This window comes from Cellulomonas timonensis (assembly GCF_900046455.1).
Taxonomy (GTDB): domain Bacteria; phylum Actinomycetota; class Actinomycetes; order Actinomycetales; family Cellulomonadaceae; genus Cellulomonas_A; species Cellulomonas_A timonensis.
Genome location: NZ_FCOT01000012.1, coordinates 194,242 through 214,504 on the forward strand (window position 1 = coordinate 194,242; position 20,263 = coordinate 214,504).

The 20,263-nt window shown below is 73.4% G+C and carries 16 protein-coding genes; 5 read left to right on the forward strand and 11 right to left on the reverse strand.

Going from position 1 to position 20,263, the window contains the following annotated elements; translation table 11 throughout:
• Nucleotides 1-35: 35 nt before the first annotated feature.
• The 9 genes from BN3788_RS09330 to mfd form a co-directional block, all read right to left on the reverse strand.
• Nucleotides 36-983, reverse strand: a complete 948-nt coding sequence (locus tag BN3788_RS09330; protein WP_066584942.1) for a Ppx/GppA phosphatase family protein — start codon at nt 981-983, stop codon at nt 36-38.
• 43 nt (nt 984-1,026) lie between these two features.
• A complete protein-coding gene (locus BN3788_RS09335; protein ID WP_234346580.1) occupies nt 1,027-1,545 on the reverse strand; it encodes a DUF501 domain-containing protein in 519 nt (172 codons plus the stop codon).
• 102 nt (nt 1,546-1,647) lie between these two features.
• Nucleotides 1,648-2,244: an FtsB family cell division protein gene (locus BN3788_RS09340; protein ID WP_234346581.1), complete on the reverse strand. Its 597-nt coding sequence runs from the start codon at nt 2,242-2,244 to the stop codon at nt 1,648-1,650.
• Nucleotides 2,245-2,532: 288 nt separating this feature from the next.
• Complete coding sequence (gene eno, locus BN3788_RS09345) at nt 2,533-3,816, reverse strand: phosphopyruvate hydratase (protein WP_066584945.1); 1,284 nt, start codon at nt 3,814-3,816, stop codon at nt 2,533-2,535.
• 164 nt (nt 3,817-3,980) lie between these two features.
• Entirely contained in the window at nt 3,981-5,363 is a 1,383-nt protein-coding gene (gene pntB / locus BN3788_RS09350; protein ID WP_066584947.1) for a Re/Si-specific NAD(P)(+) transhydrogenase subunit beta, read from the reverse strand.
• A complete protein-coding gene (locus BN3788_RS09355; RefSeq protein WP_066586948.1) occupies nt 5,363-6,913 on the reverse strand; it encodes a Re/Si-specific NAD(P)(+) transhydrogenase subunit alpha in 1,551 nt (516 codons plus the stop codon). Before BN3788_RS09355 ends, pntB begins: the two co-directional genes overlap by 1 nt.
• Before the next feature lie 132 nt (nt 6,914-7,045).
• The gene (locus BN3788_RS19490) at nt 7,046-7,750 is read right to left on the reverse strand and encodes a MazG family protein (RefSeq protein ID WP_066584950.1); all 705 of its coding nucleotides are present in this window, start codon (nt 7,748-7,750) and stop codon (nt 7,046-7,048) included.
• Nucleotides 7,747-8,301 (reverse strand): hypothetical protein, encoded by a 555-nt coding sequence (locus BN3788_RS19495; protein WP_066584951.1) that lies wholly within the window; start codon nt 8,299-8,301, stop codon nt 7,747-7,749. The genes BN3788_RS19490 and BN3788_RS19495 overlap by 4 nt, the downstream gene beginning before the upstream one ends.
• A 73-nt stretch (nt 8,302-8,374) precedes the next feature.
• Nucleotides 8,375-12,022, reverse strand: coding sequence for a transcription-repair coupling factor (gene mfd, locus BN3788_RS09370; protein WP_066584952.1), 3,648 nt, complete (start codon nt 12,020-12,022; stop codon nt 8,375-8,377).
• A gap of 481 nt (nt 12,023-12,503) precedes the next feature.
• On the opposite strand from mfd, the gene BN3788_RS09375 reads away from it, so the two are divergent.
• The 5 genes from BN3788_RS09375 to wecC are packed head-to-tail and all read left to right on the forward strand — an operon-like array spanning nt 12,504 to nt 18,315.
• Nucleotides 12,504-13,811: an MFS transporter gene (locus BN3788_RS09375; RefSeq protein WP_234346582.1), complete on the forward strand. Its 1,308-nt coding sequence runs from the start codon at nt 12,504-12,506 to the stop codon at nt 13,809-13,811.
• A complete protein-coding gene (locus BN3788_RS09380; protein ID WP_066586954.1) occupies nt 13,808-14,833 on the forward strand; it encodes a TolB-like translocation protein in 1,026 nt (341 codons plus the stop codon). Before BN3788_RS09375 ends, BN3788_RS09380 begins: the two co-directional genes overlap by 4 nt.
• Before the next feature lie 50 nt (nt 14,834-14,883).
• Nucleotides 14,884-16,191, forward strand: coding sequence for a hypothetical protein (locus BN3788_RS09385; protein ID WP_199824761.1), 1,308 nt, complete (start codon nt 14,884-14,886; stop codon nt 16,189-16,191).
• A complete protein-coding gene (locus tag BN3788_RS09390; protein WP_082812761.1) occupies nt 16,188-17,066 on the forward strand; it encodes a WecB/TagA/CpsF family glycosyltransferase in 879 nt (292 codons plus the stop codon). Before BN3788_RS09385 ends, BN3788_RS09390 begins: the two co-directional genes overlap by 4 nt.
• A complete protein-coding gene (wecC, locus tag BN3788_RS09395; protein ID WP_066584953.1) occupies nt 17,053-18,315 on the forward strand; it encodes a UDP-N-acetyl-D-mannosamine dehydrogenase in 1,263 nt (420 codons plus the stop codon). The genes BN3788_RS09390 and wecC overlap by 14 nt, the downstream gene beginning before the upstream one ends.
• A gap of 44 nt (nt 18,316-18,359) precedes the next feature.
• Here the strand turns inward: wecC and wecB are convergent, their stop codons facing one another.
• Both wecB and BN3788_RS09405 read right to left on the reverse strand, forming a co-directional pair.
• Nucleotides 18,360-19,532, reverse strand: a complete 1,173-nt coding sequence (wecB, locus tag BN3788_RS09400; protein WP_066584955.1) for a non-hydrolyzing UDP-N-acetylglucosamine 2-epimerase — start codon at nt 19,530-19,532, stop codon at nt 18,360-18,362.
• Nucleotides 19,532-20,191 (reverse strand): hypothetical protein, encoded by a 660-nt coding sequence (locus BN3788_RS09405; RefSeq protein ID WP_066584963.1) that lies wholly within the window; start codon nt 20,189-20,191, stop codon nt 19,532-19,534. Before BN3788_RS09405 ends, wecB begins: the two co-directional genes overlap by 1 nt.
• Nucleotides 20,192-20,263 lie beyond the last annotated feature (72 nt).

Genomic DNA, 20,263 nt, shown 5'->3' on the forward strand with positions numbered 1-20,263 from the left:
TCACCCATTCGGGCGCAACGCGACCGCCCGTCGCGTCAGGCGATGCTCCAGGCGATCCCGTCGAGGATGTCGTGCTCGGAGGTGACGACCTCGGTGAGGTCACGGCCCTGGGCCCGCACCGCGTCCCGGACGCGCGCCACGACGTCGTGCCACACCAGCGCCCCGGCGGCGATCACGTCGACGCGCCCCGGGTGCATGAAGCCCAGCGCGGCGCGCGACTCGCGACCCCGCGCGAGCAGGTCGTCGCAGGCCGCGAGCACCGTGTCGACGGGCAGCGTGGCGCCGTCGATGCGGTGCGGGTCATACGCCGTCAGGCCCAGCGCATGCGCCGTGACAGTGGTCACCGAGCCCGCGAGCCCCACCAGCGTCACGGTGTCGCCGAACGGCACCGTCAGCGCCGCCTCGTCCAGGGCCGCCGCGACGTCGGCGTGCGCGGCCGCCCTCTGCTCGGCGGTCGGCGGGTCGGTCAGCAGATGCCGCTCGGTGAGGCGCACGCAGCCCACGTCCATCGAGAACGCGGCGTCCGGGGCTGTCGTGCCGATGACCACCTCCGTGGACCCGCCACCGAGGTCGACCACCAGGAACGGCCCGGGCCGGCGCGCGGCCAGCACCCCGGTGGCGCCGCGGAAGGACAGCGTCGCCTCCTCCTGCCCGCCGATGACCTCGGGCTCGACGCCCAGGGCGGCGCGCACGCCGTCCACGAAGTCGGCGCGGTTCTCGGCGTCCCGCGACGCGCTGGTGGCCACGAAGCGGATGCGCTCGACGCCCAGGTCGCCGCAGACCTTCGAGTAGCGGGCCGCGGCGTCCAGCGTGCGCTCGAGGGCCTCCGGCGCGATGCGGCCGGTGCGGTCCACGCCCTGCCCCAGGCGGACCACCTCCATGCGGCGGTCGAGGTCGACCAGCGTCCCGGCGACGGGGTCGACGTCCGCCACGAGGAGTCGGATCGAGTTCGTCCCGCAGTCAATGGCAGCCACACGCGTCATGGCGGACATCCTCCCATTCCCGCGTGCGCGGATCGGCCTCCGGTCAGCAGCTGCAGCGGTCGGGGCGCCACACATCCCGAAGCAGCGCGAGCGTCTCGTCGCCCACCGGGTTGACCCCGGGACCCGAGGCCAGGGCATGCCCCACCAGCACATGCAGGCACTTCACCCGGGTCGGCATCCCGCCCGCGGAGATCCCTGCGATCTCCTCCACATGCCCCAGCTCCTCGCGCTGTGCGAGATACGCCACATGCGCGCGCTGGTAGGCGGCCGCGAGCTCCTCGTCCTCCTGCAGGCGGGCGGTGAGCTCCTTCATCAGCCCACTGGCCTCCAGCGTGCTGACCGCCGCCACGGCAGGCGGGCACGTCAGGTAGAACGTGGTCGGGAACGGCGTGCCGTCGTCGAGGCGCGGCGCCGTGCGCACCACCAGCGGCCGACCGCACACGCACCGGGCGGCCACGGCCACCACACCGCGCGGGGGGCGGCCGAGCTGCTCGGCGAGCACCTCCAGGTCGCCGTCTGTCACGACCGCGTCATCGGTCCTCGCCAGGGGGATCTCGCTCACTGCACGTCCGTTCCAGGTCGACTCGCGGCAGGGCCGCGGGGCTGTGGTCGTCGTCCGGCGCATGACCGGACCGGCACACATTCTCGCTCAGCCGGATGGGCGTCAGGGCGCGGAGTCGCCGACGGGAGGATCGACCGCGTCGTCGGACGGGGCGAGCTCCGCCTCGCCGGCCAGGCGCACTGACTCCCACACCGTCGCGTACCAGGGCAGCTGCGCGTCCTGCTGCTCGGCGCCCGCCACGGGTCCGACCGCCGGCGCGTCGGTGGCCGCCGGGGCGTTCTCCGGATCGGCGACGCGGTAGGCCGTCTCCCCGGGCACCACATAGCCGAGTCGGGCCCGGGCCTGCGCCACCACGTACGCGTCGTCCGACCACCTGTCGACGGCGGCGTTCAGGTCGTCATTGCGCCCCCGGGCCGCCTCCACCTGCGCCGTGAGCTGCTCCAGCTCCACGCGCTGCGCGAGGTAGCTGCGCAACGTGGGGAAGACGAGCACGAACGCGATCATCGTCACCACGCCCAGCACCATGACGCGCACCGTGAACAGCCGCGGGACGCGCGTCTGCACCTGCTCGGCGCGGGGCACTCCGCGCGCGGGGGTGGCTCCGGAGGCCCGGGTGGCCGGTCGCACCGACGCCGGCCGCGTGGCCGAGGTGCGAGGCGCCGCCCCGGCTCGCGCGGCGCCGCTCCGGCCCCCGCTCACCCGCGGGGTGCTCCCGGTGCGGGGCCCGGCACCCTGACGCGGCCCAGCAGCCCCCTGGCGCGGGGAGGCGGGGCGACGGGCGGAGGGCACGCGTTGATTGTGCCCCTCGCATGGCGGATAGGCACGCAGGACGGTGGGCCGCGTCGCCCTGCGACCGGGACCTTCACCACTGCTCCCCACTCTCACCGCGACCTCAGCGCCCAGTGCCGGGACGCGGCCGGGACGCGCCGAAGGCCGGCGACCCTCGCGGGTCACCGGCCTCCGGCCACTCCAGGGACTACGCCCTGATCAGGCCTGCTTCCAGCGCGGGAAGGCGCTGGCGCCGGCGTAGCGGCCGGCGTCGTCCAGCTCCTCCTCGATGCGGAGCAGCTGGTTGTACTTGTTGATGCGCTCGCCACGGGCGGGGGCGCCCGTCTTGATCTGGCCGGCGTTGGTGGCGACGGACAGGTCGGCGATCGTGGTGTCCTCGGTCTCGCCGGAGCGGTGCGAGGTCATCGTGGTGAAGCCGTTGCGCTGCGCCATCTCGACAGCGTCCAGCGTCTCGGTGAGCGTGCCGATCTGGTTGAGCTTGACCAGCAGCGAGTTCGCGGCCTTGAGCTCGATGCCCTTGGCCAGGCGGACCGGGTTCGTGACGAACAGGTCGTCGCCGACGATCTGCACGCGGTCGCCCACGGCGCCCATGAGCGCGGCCCAGGAGTCCCACTCGTCCTCGGACAGCGGGTCCTCGATGGAGACCAGCGGGTAGTCGCGGACCAGGCCCTCGTAGTACTCGATCATCTCGGCCGGCGTGAACGCGCGACCCTCGAACTGGTACGCGCCGTCCTTGAAGAACTCGGTCGCGGCCACGTCGAGCGCCAGACCGAGGTCCTTGCCGGGCACGAAGCCGGCCTTCTCGATCGCGACGAGGATCAGGTCGAGCGCCTCGCGGTTGCTGCCCAGGTTGGGGGCGAAGCCGCCCTCGTCGCCCAGGCCCGTGCTCAGGCCCTTGCTCTTCAGCACGGACTTCAGCGAGTGGTAGACCTCGGCGCCGGTGCGCAGCGCCTCACGGAACGTGGTGGCGCCGATGGGGGCGACCATGAACTCCTGGATGTCGACGTTGGAATCGGCGTGCGACCCACCGTTGAGGATGTTCATCATCGGAACGGGCAGGATGTGCGCGTTCGGGCCGCCGACGTAGCGGAACAGCGGAAGGTCGGCCGAGTCGGCCGCGGCCTTCGCGACGGCGAGCGAGACGCCGAGGATGGCGTTCGCGCCGAGCTTGCCCTTGTTGGGCGTGCCATCGAGGTCGATCAGGGCCTGGTCCACCAGGCGCTGCTCGGAGGCCTCGAAGCCGATGATCTCAGGGGCGATCTCGTCGATCACCGCGTTGACGGCGTCTTCGACGCCCTTGCCCAGGTAACGGCCCTTGTCGCCGTCACGACGCTCGACGGCCTCGAACGCACCGGTGGACGCGCCCGAGGGCACTCCGGCGCGGGCGATGGTGCCGTCGTCGAGAGCGACCTCGACCTCCACGGTGGGGTTTCCGCGCGAGTCCAGGATCTCCCGGGCTCCGACGGCCTCAATGCTGGCCATGGTGGCTCCTTCGACGAAAGGTGGGGTTGCGACCTCAGCCTAGTGGCGTGCGCCACGCGGCGCGGCGGGACCTTCGGCCGCTGGACAGCCCTGGACGCGGAAACGACACACGCCCGCACCCTCCGAGGTCTCCCCCGGAGCGGTGCGGGCGCCTGCCGAACGGCTCAGAACGCCTGGATGATGTTCTCCACCTGGGACTTGGCGTCCCCGAAGAGCATCGCGGTGTTCTCCCGGAAGAACAGCGGGTTCTGCACGCCCGCGTAGCCGGTGGCCATCGACCGCTTGAACACGATCACCTGCCGCGAGCCCCACACCTCGAGCACCGGCATGCCCGCGATGGGCGAGCCCGGGTCCTCCAGCGCGGCGGGGTTCACGGTGTCATTGGCGCCGATCACGAGCACGACGTCGGTGTCCGCGAAGTCGTCGTTGATCTCGTCCATCTCGAGCACGATGTCGTACGGCACCTTGGCCTCGGCGAGCAGCACGTTCATGTGGCCGGGCAGGCGCCCCGCGACGGGGTGCACGCCGAACCGCACGGTCCCGCCCTGGGCGCGCAGCCGCTGGACCAGGTCCGCCACGGGGTACTGCGCCTTCGCCACGGCCATGCCGTAGCCGGGGGTCACGATCACCGAGCGGGCGTTCTTGAGCATGTCCGCGACATCGGCGGCGCTGACCTCGCGGTGCTCGCCGTAGTCCGTGTCCGAGGCCACGACCGTGCCGCCCTCGGCCCCGAACCCGCCAAGGATCACCGAGATGAACGAGCGGTTCATCGCCTTGCACATGATCCAGCTGAGGATCGCGCCGGAGGAGCCGACGAGGGCGCCCACCACGATCAGCAGGTCGTTGCTCAGCATGAAGCCGGCAGCGGCGGCAGCCCACCCGGAGTACGAGTTGAGCATCGAGACGACCACCGGCATGTCGCCGCCGCCGATGGACGCCACCAGGTGCCACCCGACGAGCAGCGCGATCACCGTCATGGCGATCAGCGGCGCGAGGGCGGCGTCCGCGATGAACCAGCCCATCAGGCCGAGCGCGGCGACCACGGCGCCCAGGTTCAGCCAGTTGCGGCCGGGGATCATCAGCGGCGCCGAGGAGATCTTCGCGGCGAGCTTGAGGTACGCCACGATCGAGCCGGTGAACGTCACCGCGCCGATGAACACCCCGAGGAACACCTCGACGAGGTGCACCGTGTCGGGTGCCTCTGTCAGGTAGGAGTTGAAGCCGACGAGCACCGCCGCGAGGCCCACGAAGCTGTGCAGCATCGCGATCATCTCGGGCATCTGCGTCATCTCGACCTTGCGGGCCTGCCAGGTGCCGATCGTGGCGCCGATGAGGAACACGAGGGCGATGAGCATCAGCGTCACGTAGACGGGCCGCTCGGAGTTCTGCGCGGCGAGCAGGACTGTGGCGAACAGGGCCAGGCCCATGCCGACCATGCCGAGCACGTTGCCGCGCCGGGCGGACTCAGGCTTGGAGAGTCCCGCGAGGGACAGCACGAACAGGACGGCCGCGATGAGGTACACGGCCTGGGCGAGCGACGTCAACATCAGGCGTCCTTCCTGAACATGCCGATCATGCGGTACGCGACCAGGAACCCACCGAAGATGTTGATGCTGGCCACGGCCGCGGCGATGAACGCCAGCGTCGAGACGATCCAGCTCTCCGAGCCGATCTGCAGCAGCGCGCCGACGAGGATGATCCCTGAGATCGCATTGGTCTGTGCCATCAGCGGCGTGTGCAGCGAGTGGCTCACGTTCGAGATGACGTAGTAGCCGATGACCACCGCGAGGACGAACACCGTGAAGTGCCCGAGGAACGCCGCGGGGACGAACATCAGCGCGAGGGCGAGCAGCACGGCGCCGAGGCCGGCCATCGCCATCCGCCGCTGGCCGCGCACCTGCGCGGCGCGAGCGGCCTCAGCCGGGTCGACAGGGGCGACGGGCGCCGCCTCGGGCTGCGCTGCGGGCGCCGCCGAGACCTGCACGGGCGGCGGCGGCCAGAGCACCTCCCCCGCGCCGACCACCGTCATGCCGCGCTGGACCACGTCCTCGAGGTCCAGGACGAGCTGGCCGTCCTTCTCGGGGGTGAGCAGCGCCATGAGGTGCACGATGTTCGTGCCGTAGAGCTGCGAGGTGTGCTGCGGCATGCGGCTGGTGAGGTCGGTGTAGCCGAGGATCACCACGCCGTTCTCGGTGACCACGCGCTCGCCGGGGACGGTGAGCTCGCAGTTGCCGCCGCCGGAGGCCGCGAGGTCCACGATGACCGAGCCGGGCCGCATCGCGGCGACCATCTCGGCGGTGATCGTGGTGGGGGCTTGGCCGCGCACCAGCGCGGTGGTGATGACGATGTCCGCCTGGCGGGTCTCCTCGGCGTACATGCGCGCCGTGAGCTCCTCCTGCTCGGCAGTCAGGGCGCTCGCGTAGCCGTCGGAGCTGACCTCCTGCTGGGCGGTCTGCGCCTGGACGAACTGCGCGCCCATCGACTCGATCTGCTCGCCGACCTCGGGGCGGACGTCGAACGCCCGCACCTGGGCGCCGAGGCTGCCCGCCGCGCCGATCGCGGCGAGGCCCGCGACCCCGGCGCCGATCACGAAGACGTGCGCCGGCGGCGTCTTGCCCGCGGCGGTGACCTGGCCGCTGAACATGCCGCCGTACTCCTCGGCGGCCTCGATGACGGCGCGGTAGCCGGCCACGTTCGACAGCGTCGAGAGCACGTCGAGGGCCTGCGCGCGCGAGATACGCGGCACGGCGTCGAGCGCCAGCGCGTTCACGCCGCGCGCGGCCAGCGCCTTCAGCAGCTCGGGGTGTGTGGCGGGGGACATCATCGACACGACGGTGGCGCCGGGCTGCAACGCCTCGATCTGCGCGTCGCCGGGCGCCTCCACCGAGGTGATGACGTCGCTGGCCCACACCTCCGCGGCGCTGCCCAGGCTCGCCCCGGCATCGGAGTACGCCACGTCGGGGAAGTTCGCCGCGGCGCCCGCTCCCTGCTCGACGACGACCTCGTAGCCGAGCTTGACGAGCTGCGCGACAGTCTTGGGCGTCGCGGCTACTAGCCGCTCACCCGGGCGTTGCTCGCGCGGGACGCCGATCCTCATCATCTGGCCCTTCCTCTGATCCACAGCGTGCCGTCAGGCAACCGCCACTCATTGTTGTGAGGGTGACCTCCCTCAACCCCGGACCTTCGACCTGATCCGGCAGGCATTGTCCATATATTGAGACGATCCGGCTCAGGAAGGAGGCGTCTCAGCCTCTGCCGAGCCCTCTGCCGCGCGGACCTGGGACTCCAGTCCCCGGGTTGCCGCACGAAGCTCCTGCTCAGCGTCCACCCCCGCGGACTGCGCCTCGGCGATCAGCGCCAGCAAGCGCTCGCCCAGCGTCGCGGGATCAGGCGCCGTGTCCGCCGCGAGGTCGGGGGCCAGCTCGCCATGGCCGGACCGCCGCGCGCGGGACACGACCTTCTGCGCGCGGGCCACCGCCCCCAGCGTCGCGGGGATGCCGTCCAGCACCGAGCCGCGCCGCTTCTCCTCGGCCTTGATCCGGTCCCACTGGACGTGCAGGTCCTCGAGGCTGCCGACCTCGGAGGCGTCGGCGAAGACGTGCGGGTGGCGCCGGACCAGTTTCGCGGTGATGCCCCGGGCGACGTCGTCGACGTCGAACGGGTCGTCCGGGTCCTCCTGCGCGATCCGCGCGTGGAAGACGACCTGCAACAGCAGGTCCCCCAGCTCCTCGCGCATCCCCGCGCGGTCGCCCTGCTCGATGGCTTCGGCGACCTCGTGGGCCTCCTCGAGCGCATACGGCACAAGCGAGAGATGGGTCTGCTCGGCGTCCCACGGGCATCCGCCCGGCGAGCGCAGCCGGTCCATGACCTCGACCAGCTCGCGCAGGCCCGCGCCGGGCTCCCCCACGTCACGACCAGCCGGGGTCGGGCTCATCCGCCGGACGAGTCCCCGGGCGCCACGAGCCAGTCGCGGACGGGGGCGACGATCTCGTTCTCGCCCACCACCTCGGCGTAGCGAGGGCTGATCTCGAGGTCCGCGTCGGCGACCTCCTCGGTGAGCTGCACGAGGGCCTCCGACGCGTTCGGCAGCGCCTGGAGCGCGGTGATCTCGAGCGAGAAGCGCGCCACGGCCCGGGCGCCCTTGCCGAACGACGCGTCGGCCATGCCGGACTGGGCGGCGAGCTGGTCGAGCAGCGCGTCGGCGTCCTCGTTGGACGCCGCCACGCCGTACTCGGCCGCGACCCGGTCCACCGCGGGGGTCTGCACGAGCACGGTGAGCACGCTGAGCGGCGAGGAGCCCTGGAGGAACGGCCCGATCTCGGCGACCGTGTCCTGGAGCTCGGACGCGCTGATCTCCTCGCCGTCCACGACGGCGGCGGCGCCGGGCTGGCCGCTGCAACCGGCGAGCAGGCCCGCGACGGCGAGCCCTGCGGCTGCCGCAGCTGCTCGACGCGGCCTGACCGCCCGGGAATTCTTCGCCGTCACTGTGGGGACCTCCTGCGTCGTCGCACTGCGGACCGGCCCATCGTAGGCGCTGCGGGCGCCGTGGCCGTCCAGCTCATCGTCCAGCCGACCCGGTGCCGACCTGCGCGGCCGCCGACACGTCGCCGCTGATCACGGCGTCGATGAGCTGCCGTGCCCAGGCGAGCACCTCGCCGCCGTGCAGCGGGCGGCCGCCGATCCGCGCCGTCGTCGGGAACGGCACCAGGATGGTGCGCACCGCGGGCTTGAGCACAGTGCCCGGGTAGAGCCGCTTGAGCCGCAGCTGCGCCGACTCGGGCAGGTCCACGGGCGCGAACCGCACGAACTTGCCCTGGGCGGTGACGTCCGCGATCCCCGCGGCGCGCGCGTGGGTGCGGAAGTCGGCCACCTCGAAGAGGTTCGCCACGGCGTCGGGCACCGGCCCGTACCTGTCGACGAGCTCGGCGCGGACCTCGCCGAGCTGCGCCGAGTCGGTCGCCGACGCGATCTTGCGGTACGCCTCGAGCCGCAGCCGCTCATGCGCGATGTAGTCGTGCGGGATGTGCGCGTCGACGGGCAGCTCGATGGTGACGTCCGGCGCCTCCTCCTCGGCCTCGCCCCGGTAGGACGCGACGGCCTCGCCGACCATGCGGATGTACAGGTCGAAGCCGACGCCCTCGATGTGCCCGGACTGCTCGCCGCCCAGCAGGTTGCCCGCGCCGCGGATCTCCAGGTCCTTCATCGCCACGGCCATGCCGGCGCCCAGGTCTGTGTTGGCCGCGATGGTCTGGAGCCGGTCGTGGGCCGTCTCGGTGAGCGGGCGCTCGGGCGGGTAGAGGAAGTAGGCGTAGGCCCGCTCGCGGCCACGGCCCACGCGCCCGCGGAGCTGGTGGAGCTGGGACAGGCCCAGCAGGTCCGCGCGCTCCAAGATGAGCGTGTTCGCGTTCGAGATGTCGAGGCCCGTCTCGACGATCGTGGTGCAGACCAGGACGTCGAACTTCTTCTCCCAGAAGTCCACGATGACCTGCTCGAGCTGGTTCTCCTGCATCTTGCCGTGGGCCACGGCGATGCGGGCCTCGGGCACGAGCTCGGCGAGCCGCGCGGCCGTGCGCTCGATCGAGTCGACCTTGTTGTGCACGTAGAAGACCTGCCCCTCGCGGAGCAGCTCGCGCCGGATCGCCGCGGAGATCTGCTTCTCCTCATACGGCCCGACGAAGGTCAGCACCGGGTGGCGCTCCTCCGGCGGGGTCGCCAGCGTGGACATCTCGCGGATGCCCGTGACAGCCATCTCGAGCGTGCGCGGGATGGGGGTCGCGCTCATCGCGAGCACGTCCACGTTGGTGCGCAGCGCCTTGAGCGTCTCCTTGTGCTCGACGCCGAAGCGCTGCTCCTCGTCGACGATCACCAGCCCGAGGTCCTTGAACCGCACCTCGCCGGTGATCAGCCGGTGCGTGCCGATGACCACGTCCACGGAGCCGTCCTTGAGCCCCTCGACAACCGCCTTGCTCTCGGCGGCCGACTGGAACCGGGACAGGGCCTTGACTGTCACGGGGAACGGCGCGTACCGCTCCAGGAACGTGTCGAGGTGCTGCTGCACCAGCAGGGTCGTCGGCACCAGCACGGCGACCTGCTTGCCGTCCTGCACGGCCTTGAACGCCGCGCGCACCGCGATCTCCGTCTTGCCGTAGCCGACGTCGCCGCACACCAGCCGGTCCATCGGGATCGGCTTCTCCATGTCGGCCTTGACCTCGTCGATCGTGACGAGCTGGTCGGGGGTCTCGACGTAGGCGAACGCGTCCTCCAGCTCACGCTGCCAGGGGGTGTCGGGGCTGAACTGGTGCCCTGACGTCGCCATCCGCGCCGCGTAGAGGCGGATCAGCTCTGCGGCGATCTCCTTGACGGCCTTGCGCGCGCGGCTCTTGGTCTTGGCCCAGTCGCCGCCGCCCATCTTGCTCAGGCCCGGCGACTCGCCGCCCACGTACTTGGTGACCTGGTCGAGCTGGTCGGTGGGCACGAACAGCCGGTCGCCCGGCTGGCCCCGCTTGCTCGCGGCGTACTCCACCACCATGTACTCGCGGGTCGCCGCGCTGGCGCCGGAGCCGATGGTGCGCTGCACGAGCTCCACGAAGCGCCCGACCCCGTGCTGCTCATGCACCACGTAGTCGCCCGGGCGGAGCTGCAGCGGGTCCACGGTGTTGCGCCGGCGGCTCGGCATCCGGCGCATGTCGCGCGTGGAGGATCCGGCGCGACCGGTGAGGTCGGACTCGGAGAGGACGGCCAGGCCCAGCTCCTCGAAGACGAACCCGGGGCCCACAGGCGCCGGCACCACGAGCACGACGCCGGGCTCGGCCGCCTCGGTGATCTGCGGCACCAGGCGCGCGGGCACGTCCGCGGCGCGCAGCTGCTCGGTCATGCGCTGGGCCGGGCCGTGCCCCTCGGTGGCGAGCACGACGCGCCAGCCCGCCTGCTGGTGCTCGCGCAGATGCGCCACGGCGCGGGCCACGTCGCCCCGGTACCGCTCCACCTCGCGGGCGGCGACGACGAGCGTCTCCCCCGCGTCGGGGTCCACGAACGGCGTGCTGCCGGGCTCGGCGCCGCCCGTGGCGTCGACGTCGAGCGTGAACGGGCTGAGCGTCCACCAGCCGAGGCCGCGCACCTCCGCGAGCGCCCGCACCTCGGCGAAGGTGGCGAACGACGCGGCCGACAGGTCGAGCGGGGTCTGCGCGCCCGCCGCGGCCGACGTCCACGCGGCGGCGAGGAACTCGTCGGTGGTGGCCGCCAGGTCGTGGGCCCGGCGGCGCACCCGCTCGGGGTCGGCGAGCACGAGCAGGGAGTCATCCGGCACGAGGTCGAGCACGGGGACCATCTCGTCGACGAGCACCGGCGCGAGGGACTCCATGCCCTCGACGGCGATGCCGGACGCGAGCTTGTCGAGCATCTCCGCGGCGGCGGGCAGCTCGCCCACCAGCGACGCCGCGCGCTCGCGCACCTCGTCCGTCAGCAGGATCTCCCGGCACGGCGGCGCCCACACGCCGTGCGAGGCGACCTCGAGGCTGCGCTGGTCGGCGACGGAGAACCAGCGGATCTCCTCGACGTCCTCGCCCCAGAACTCGATGCGCAGCGGGTGGTCCTCGGTGGGCGGGAACACGTCGAGGATGCCGCCGCGCACGGCGAACTCCCCGCGCTTCTCCACCATGTCCACGCGCTGGTAGGCCGCGGCGACGAGCCGGTCGGCGACATCGGCCAGGTCGACGCGGGCGCCCACCGCCAGCGACACGGGCTCGAGCTCGCCGAGGCCCGCGACCACCGGCTGCAGCATCGCGCGGACCGGCATGACCAGCACGCGGATGGGCCCGGCGAGGCCCAGCTCGACGCTCGGGTGGGCGAGGCGGCGGAACACCGCGAGCCGACGGGCGACGGTGTCGCTGCGCGGGGAGAGCCGCTCATGGGGCAGCGTCTCCCACGCGGGCAGCACCGCGACGTCGTCGTCGGGCAGATAGCAGCGCAGGGCGGCGGCAAGCTCGTCGGCCTCCCGCCCGGTGGCGGTGACCACGACGAGCGGACGGGGCCGTGCGGCCTGCGGGGCGTCGCCCGGCTGGTGCGCGCCCGCGAGCGCGGCGAGCAACGGCGGGCGGATGCCGGCGGGGCCGACGATGTCGACCTGGCCACGCGCGGACGCCAGCTCGAGTGCTCGGGCGGCTGCGGGGTCGGCGAGGACGGCGGGCAGGATTCCGGTGAGGTCCATGGTTCCCTTCGGGCCTTGCCCGGGACCTGTCCGCGGTGGCGGAGGACGGCCGGGCGAGGGGCACGGCAGCACGAGAGCCCCGAATCCGAGGGGATCCGGGGTGCGTGCGCCATCTTACGTGCGGCGTCTGACACCCGGGCGGTGTCCGGCGACGGACGGGGGCGCCCGCGCCAGGCGGGCGGGCAGCGGCCGGGCAGCTGGGTGAAAAACCCTCATGATTCGGATAGATCGGACACGGGGACGCTCGCGGCGGCTACCGTATCCTTCGCCCGCTTTCATCCCTTTCGCCCCGCTTTGGCCATGCCTGTGCGCGGAGCTCGACCAGCAAGGTGCCCGATGGACCTGCCCACTCGTCTCCGCGTGCCCCACCGCGCGGACGGCGCACGCCGAGGACGCGCCCAGGTGAGGGCCTGACGTGTACGTGACACTCCGGGACCGACCCGCCGTCGATCGATCGCCCACCTCGGCCAGCCGCGGGCGGGTGCCCTCCGTCGTCGTGACGCTCGGCGTGGTCAGCCTGCTCACCGACATCTCCTCCGAGGCCGTGGCCGCGGTGCTGCCGGTGTACCTCACCGCCGCCCTGGGCCTGTCGACCATCGCCTACGGGATCGTCGACGGCCTGCTGCAAGGCATGAGCGCGCTCGTCCGGGTCGGCGGCGGATGGGCCGCCGATCGCGGCGACCGGCCCAAATGGGTCGCGTTCGCCGGCTATGGGCTCTCCGCCCTCACCCGCGGCGGCCTGCTCCTCGCCACCGGGTTCGGCGCCGTGACCGCGCTCGTCGCGGTCGACCGCGTCGGCAAGGGCATCCGCACCGCCCCCCGCGACGCGATGATCTCGGCGGCCGCCGACCCCGACCACGTGGCGCGGGCGTTCGGCGTGCACCGCATGCTCGACACCGTCGGCGCGGCACTGGGACCACTGCTGGCCTTCCTCATCCTGTGGGCCGTGCCCGACGGGTACCGCTCGGTCTTCGTGCTCTCCTTCGGCTGCGCGGTGCTGGGCGTGGCAGTGCTGGGGCTGCTCGTGCCGGATGCGCGCCCGCGCCGGGACCGCGAGCGCGGAGCCGATCCCACCGGACCCACCGATCCCGCCGGCCCTGGCGGGCCCGTCGCCTCGGAGTCCCTCGACTCGGAGCCGCGCACGACGCCGCGCCCCGTGACGGCGCCGGGGGTGCTGCGCCACCTCGCCGACCCCCGGCTGCGCCGCCTGCTGCTGGTGGCCGGCGCGCTCGGCCTGCTGACCGTCGGCGACGGCTTCGTCTACCTCGCGCTGCAAGCCCGGGACGGCTTCGCCACGACGTGGTTCCCGCTGCTGTACGTCGGCTCGAACCTCGCCTCCCTGCTGCTCGCGATCCCCGTCGGCCGGCTGGCAGACCGCGTGGGCCGGGGGCGGGTCCTCGTGGCGGGGCATGTGGCACTCGTCGGCGCGTACCTCTGCGCCGGGCTGCAGACCGGATGGGCCGGAGCCACCATCGTCGCCCTGGTGCTGATCGGCGTCTTCTACGCGGCGACGGACGGGGTGCTCGCGGCCATCGCCGGGCGGCTCGTCGACCCGGACGCGCGCGCCACCGCCATCGCCTCGGCGCAGACGGTGGTGGCTGTCGCCCGGATGGTCGCCTCGATCGGCTTCGGGCTGCTCTGGCACACGGTGGGCCGGGGTCCCGCGATGCTCACCATCGCCGGGCTCCTCGCCGTGGCCCTGCCGGCGTGCTGGTGGGCACTGCGCCCGGTCGACCGCACACCCGCGCCGAGCCCTGTGGGCGCGGCATCGCCCGGCGGGCGCTCATGAGGCGCCCGGGCGCCCGGATCCTCGCCGTGGCCGTGCTCTGCGCCATCGTGGTCGGGGGGATCGTGGCGTACGCCGCGATGCAGCGCCGCGCCGTGCAGGCCCGCACAGCGGCCGCGCCACCCGTCGCACAGGTCGGGCTGGACGAGGTGCGGCAGGGCCCGCACCTGGTGTTCCGCAGCACCGCGCCCGGCGCCGAGTATGGGCTGGTGGCCGCCGTGCCGATCGACGCGCCGGACGGGCCACGCGCGTTCACGGACGTCGCATGTGATCGGGTCGACGCGACGCCCGACGCCGCCTCATGCCTGCGCACCCTGCGCGGCGTCGTCACGCGATACGAGGCGCGCCTGCTCGACGCGGACTGGCAGACGGTGCAGACCTGGCCGCTGCCCGGGCTGCCCAGCCGCACCCGCCTGTCCGACGACGGGACGCTGCTGGCCACCACCTCCTTCGTCACCGGGCACTCCTACGCCAGCGTCGGCTTCTCCACCGAGACCGTCGTGCACAAGGCCGACGGCTCGACGTTCGGCAACCTCGAGGAGTTCGCCCTGACGGTGGGCGGCGAGCCGTTCACCGCGCTCGACCGCAACATCTGGGGCGTCACCTTCGTCGACGACGACGTCTTCTACGCGACGGCCGCGTCCCAGTCGGCGAGCGCCACCTGGCTGGTGCGGGGCAGCTTGTCCGCGCGCACGCTCGACGCGCTCCGCGAGAACGTCGAGTGCCCCTCGCTGTCCCCCGACGGGACGCGGGTCGCGTTCAAGCGGGACGTCGGCGACGGGGCCACGCCCTACTGGGCGATCGCGGTGCTCGACCTGGCGACGGGCGCCGAGACGGTGCTGGCCGAGGAGCGCGACGTCGACGACCAGGTCGCCTGGCTCGACGACGACACCTTGCTCTACGGCATGCCGCGTGAGGACGACATCGGCGTCACGGACGTGTGGGCGATCCCCGCGCGGCCCGACGCGGCGGCGCGCGTGCTGATCCCGCAGGCCTGGTCCCCCGCCGTCGTGCGAGACGGCTGACATCGGCCCGGCGCCCACCCCACCACTGTCGGCCGGACGAGAGGACCAGCATGCCGCAGCCACCGATCAGCACGACCCCGCAGACCAGCGCCCCGCAGTCACCCACCACCACAGACCGGGGGCTGCCGCCCGGGGGCGCCGCGCAGGGGGCGGCGCCCCCGGACCGCGCCTCCGTGCTGGCTGCCGCGCGGCGGGCCCGGGTCGACGCGCTGGTCGCGCTCGCCGTGCGCGGCCTGCCGGCAGCGGTCGTGCCCGCGCCCGGCCTCTTCGCCCAGACGGTGCGGGCGGTGCGCGGCGACGCGGGCGTCACGCTGCGGGCCGAGGGGTCGAACTTGCGGTACGCGGCGATCGTCGCGCTCGGCCTCGCCGGGCTGCCGCCGGCGGAGCAGCGGGCCGCGCATGGCAGCCTCACCGCCGCCGAGCTCGCGGGCCAGGTCGTCGAGCGCGCCGCAGCACACCGCGACCCCGGGGCCGTCGCGCTGGCGGCCTGGGCGGGCGCCGAGGCAGGCGGCGCCTGGCCGACGGACGGGCTCGGCCGCCTGCTCGAACGCCTGCACCGCCTGCTCGACGCGGGAGGCCCACTGCCCACGGTGGACACCGCATGGATGCTCACCGCCGCGCTCGCCATCGAGCGGCACGGGCCCGACCCGGTCGCCGCAGCCGTGCGAGCCGCCGCCCGCGAGCGCCTGCTCGCCGCGCAGGGACCACAGGGGATCTTCCCGCATGCGCTCCCCGCCGCGTCCCAGGGCCGGCTCCGCGCGCATGTCGGATGCTTCGCGGACCAGGTCTACCCGATCCAGGCCCTAGCCCGGCTCGCGGCCGCGATGCCGGACGAGGAGGCGTTGGCCGCCGCGAACCGCTGCGCCGCGCGGATCTGCGCGCTGCAAGGCGTCGCCGGGCAGTGGTGGTGGCATTACGACGCGCGCACCGGGGACGTCGTCGAGGGCTACCCCGTGTACAGCGTCCACCAGCACGCCATGGGCCCGATGGCCCTGCTCGACCTGCGCGAGGCGGGCGGCGACGACCACCTCGCCTCGGTGGAGCGGGGGCTCGACTGGCTGGACGCGCACCCCGAGGTGCTCGAGGACCTCGTCTCCGAGCGCCATGCGCTGGTGTGGCGCAAGGTCGGCCGCCGCGAGCTGGCGAAGGCCATGCGCAAGATCGCCGCCGCCACCACGGCGGTGGCGCCTCGACTGCGCCTCCCCGGCCTCGCACGGCTGATGCCGCCGTCGGTCGTGGACCACGAGTGCCGCCCCTATGAGCTGGGCTGGCTCGTCTACGCCTGGCGCTCCACCGACCGGCGCTCCCCAGACGCACGCACTTCAGAACCCGCAACCCCGAGACCGGAGCCGAGATGACCACCCCGGAGACCTCCCTCCGCAGCACCGCCGACCGTGACAACCCGACGTTCGAGGGCGCCCCGGTCGACCGGCCGGCTGCGGCCCGCCGCCTGATGTTCGGGCTGCAGCTCGACGGGCTCACCCTCGCCGAGGCGGTGCAGCGCTGCGACGACGCCATGCGGGAGCGTGAGCGGCTCCTGGTCGGGGTCGTCAACGCCGCGAAGGTCGTCAACCTGCGACGCGACCCGTTGCTGCGCGAGTCGCTCCTCGAGGCCGATGTGCTGCTCGCGGACGGCCAGTCGGTGGTCTGGGCGAGCCGGCTGCTGCGCCGCAGGCTCCCCGAGCGTGTGGCGGGGATCGACCTGTTCGAGGAGCTGCTCGCGCTGGGCGGCCGGGAGGGCCGGTCGGTGTACCTGCTCGGCGCCCGGCCCGAGGTGCTGCGCGAGCTCGTGGCCCGCGTCGAGGCGCGCTTCCCCGGGCTGCGGGTGGTGGGCAGCCGGGACGGCTACTTCACCGACGCCGAGTCCGAGGCCGTCGCCGCCGAGATCTCGGCGAGCGGCGCCGACATGCTCTTCCTGGGGATGACCTCGCCCAAGAAGGAGGTCTTCCTGGCCACGCACGGCCCGCGCCTCGGCGTCCCGATGCTGCATGGCGTGGGCGGCTCGTTCGACATCCTCGCCGGGCGCACCCGTCGGGCCCCGCGCTCGTGGCAGCGACTCGGCCTGGAGTGGGCGTACCGCCTGGCCCAGGAGCCGGGCCGGCTGTGGAAGAGGTACTTGGTCACCAACACGAGGTTCGTGGCGCTCGTCGCGCGCGAGCTCGTCCGGCCGGTGGCGCCGCTGCGCCGCACGGCTCCCGCACTCACGCGCAGGGGGAACGATGTCCACGGATGAGCAGTTCAGCGGCCGGGTGGCCGTGATCGGGCTCGGCTACATCGGCCTGCCCACGGCCGTCGCGCTCGCGACGCGCGGGATCGACGTGGTGGGCGTGGACGTCAACGAGGACACGGTCAAGGCCGTCGCACACGGCCAGGTCCCCTTCGTGGAGCCCGACCTCGCGGTCGCGGTGAGCGGCGCCGTGAGCATCGGGCGGCTGACGGCCACGACCGAGACCCCCGAGGCGGACGCGTTCATCATCGCGGTGCCGACGCCTTTCCTCCCGGACCGCACGGCCGACCTGTCGTATGTGCGGGCCGCCGTCGGGCAGATCGCCCCGCGGCTGCGCGGCGGGGAGCTCGTGGTGCTGGAGTCCACGTCCCCGCCCGGCTCCACCGAGCTGGTCAGCCGGTGGCTCGCCGAGTTGCGGCCCGACTTGCGGCTGCCCCATGAGGGCGAGGGCGTGCCCGATGTGCATGTCGCGCACTGCCCGGAGCGGGTGCTGCCCGGCCGGATCATGATCGAGATGATCACCAACGACCGGGTGGTCGGCGGTATCACGCCCCGCTGCGCCGCGCGCGCCGAGGCGCTCTACCGGGTCTTCGCGCAGGGCGCGATCCTGCAGACGGACGCGGCGAGCGCCGAGATGGCCAAACTCGTCGAGAACGCCTACCGCGACGTCAATATCGCCTTCGCGAACGAGCTGTCCCTGGTGAGCGAGCACCTGCGCCTGGACGTGTGGGAGGTCATCCGGCTGGCCAACCACCACCCGCGGGTGAACATCCTGTCCCCCGGGCCCGGCGTGGGCGGGCACTGCATCGCTGTGGACCCCTGGTTCATCGTGGGCGCCGCCCCGCACCTCACCCCGCTGATCCGCGCCGCGCGCGAGGTCAACGACGGCAAGCCGCTGCACGTCGCCGCCCAGGTGGTCGCGAAGACCGCCCGGTTCCGCGACCCCACGGTGGTGTGCCTGGGCCTGGCCTTCAAGGCCAACGTCGACGACCTGCGCGAGAGCCCGGCGGTGGACGTCGTCGCGGCCATCGCGGACGCCCTCCCCGACCTGGACCTGCGGGTCGTCGAGCCGTACACCGAGACGCTGCCGCGTGAGCTGGCCGACCGCCCCCGGGTGCGCCTGCAAGCCGCCAGTGAGGCGATCGACGACGCCGACATCGTGGTGCTGCTCGTGGACCACGACCAGTTCCGCTCGATGAGCCGGTCCCGGCTCGAGGGCAAGGTCGTCTACGACACGCGGGGCGTCTGGCGCTGAGCGGGCGGGCGGCCCACCGGCCGCCCGCCCGCTCGCCCACCTGCTCAGGCGAGCTCGGCCGCCAGGTCGCGCGCCGGAGCCGGCATGAAGTCCGTGGGACGTGGCCCGAGCCCGAACAGGTGCTCAATGGCGCCGACCACCCGGCGCGCGGCCTGGCCGTCGCCGTAGGGGTTCACGGCATGCGCCATCTGGGCGTGCGCGTCGGCGTCGACCAGCAGCCGAGTGACCTCCTCGACCACGACGTCCTCGTCGGTGCCGACCAGCCGGACGGTCCCGGCGAGCACCGCCTCGGGCCGCTCGGTGGTCTCGCGCAGCACCAGCACCGGCTTGCCGAGGCTGGGCGCCTCCTCTTGCACACCGCCCGAGTCGGTGACGACCAACGTCGACGCCGCCATCAGCCGGGCCATGTCCGAGTAGCCCAAGGGCTCGGTGACGAGCACGTTCGCCAGGCCCCGCACCGGCGGCAGCAGCACCTCCCGGACGGCGGGGTTGAGGTGCGCGGGGAGCACGTACAGCACGTCGGGGAATGCCCGGGCGAGGCGGGCGAGCGCCCGGCCGGGGCGCGCCATCGGCTCGCCCCACGCCTCCCGCCCGGGGCTGGGGGCGAGCACGACGCGCTCGGCGCCCCCGACGCGGCGCCGCGCCGGGTCCTGCAACGGGAGGTCCCGGGAGACCACGTCCAGCAGCGCGTCGATCACGGTGTTCCCGGTGACGACCACCTCGGCTGGGTCAATGCCCTCCGCGAGCAGGTTCTCCCGCGAGGTGGGCGTCGGCGCCAGGTGCAGCGTGGTCAACGCGGACGTCAGGCGCCGGTTGAGCTCCTCGGGGAACGGGTCGTAGCGCGCGCCGGTGCGTAGCCCCGCCTCGACGTGCGCGACGGGCGCCTGCGCGTAGGAGGCGGCGAGGGCGGCCGCGAAGCTCGTGGTGGTGTCGCCCTGCACCACCACGAGGTCAGGCTGCTCGGCGGCCAGCACCCGGACGAGGCCCTGCAGGGACCGGGTGGTGACCCCGGTGAGGTCCTGGCGCTCGCGCAGGATGTCCAGGTCATGGGCCGGCACGATGCCGAACAGGCTGTTGACCTGGTCGAGCATCGCCCGGTGCTGCCCGGTGACGACCACCACGGGTCGCAGCGACCCGGAGGCCGCCAGGCCCGCGACGACGGGCGCCAGCTTGATGGCCTCGGGGCGTGTGCCATAGACGACGAGGACGGTGCGCATCAGGAAGCCTCCGTGAGATCGGCGCGGGGCCGGGCGCCGAGGCGCTTGTCGGCGGTGAGGACGGCGGCGAGGGTGAGCAGGAGGCCCAGGCCGAGCGAGACCGCTGTCGCCCGCGTGGACCGGGCGCCGATGTGCTGGACCACCGGGACGCGCGGCGCCTGGTCGATGACGATCCGGCTGGCGGCCTCGACGCCCGCCTCCTCCTGGAGATCGGCCAACGCCTGCTCGATCCGCTCCAGCAGCACGGCGGCCCGCTGCTGGACCTCCGCGGCGGTGGGCCCGACGACCTGCACGTCGAGGACTGGGCGCTCGAAGTTCTCGGCCCACTGGCCGCCGGAGTTCGGCAGCCGCACGGCCTGCCCCTCGCGGACGCCCAGGCCCACCAGACTGGTGCCGGACGACGCGAGCTGGGTGACGGCGGCGCCGTCGTCGACCCGGTGCGAGACGATCCCCGCCGTGGCGATGATGCTCTGCGAGGTGACCTCGAGGGTGTTCGGGTAGCGGACGCTCGCGGGCGCGAGGAACACGACGTCGACCTGGGTCCAGTACGACCCCGGCGCCCGGCCCACCGTCACGCAGGCCAGAGCGGTGAGCAGCAGGCCGATGACGACTGCCCACCAGCGCCGGCGCGCGGCCAGCAGCACCCCCATGACGGTCATGTCACCCCCTCTGGCACGTCATCCTGCCAGGCATATGGGGACATACTGGGCCGTAAGGGTCACATTTGTGGG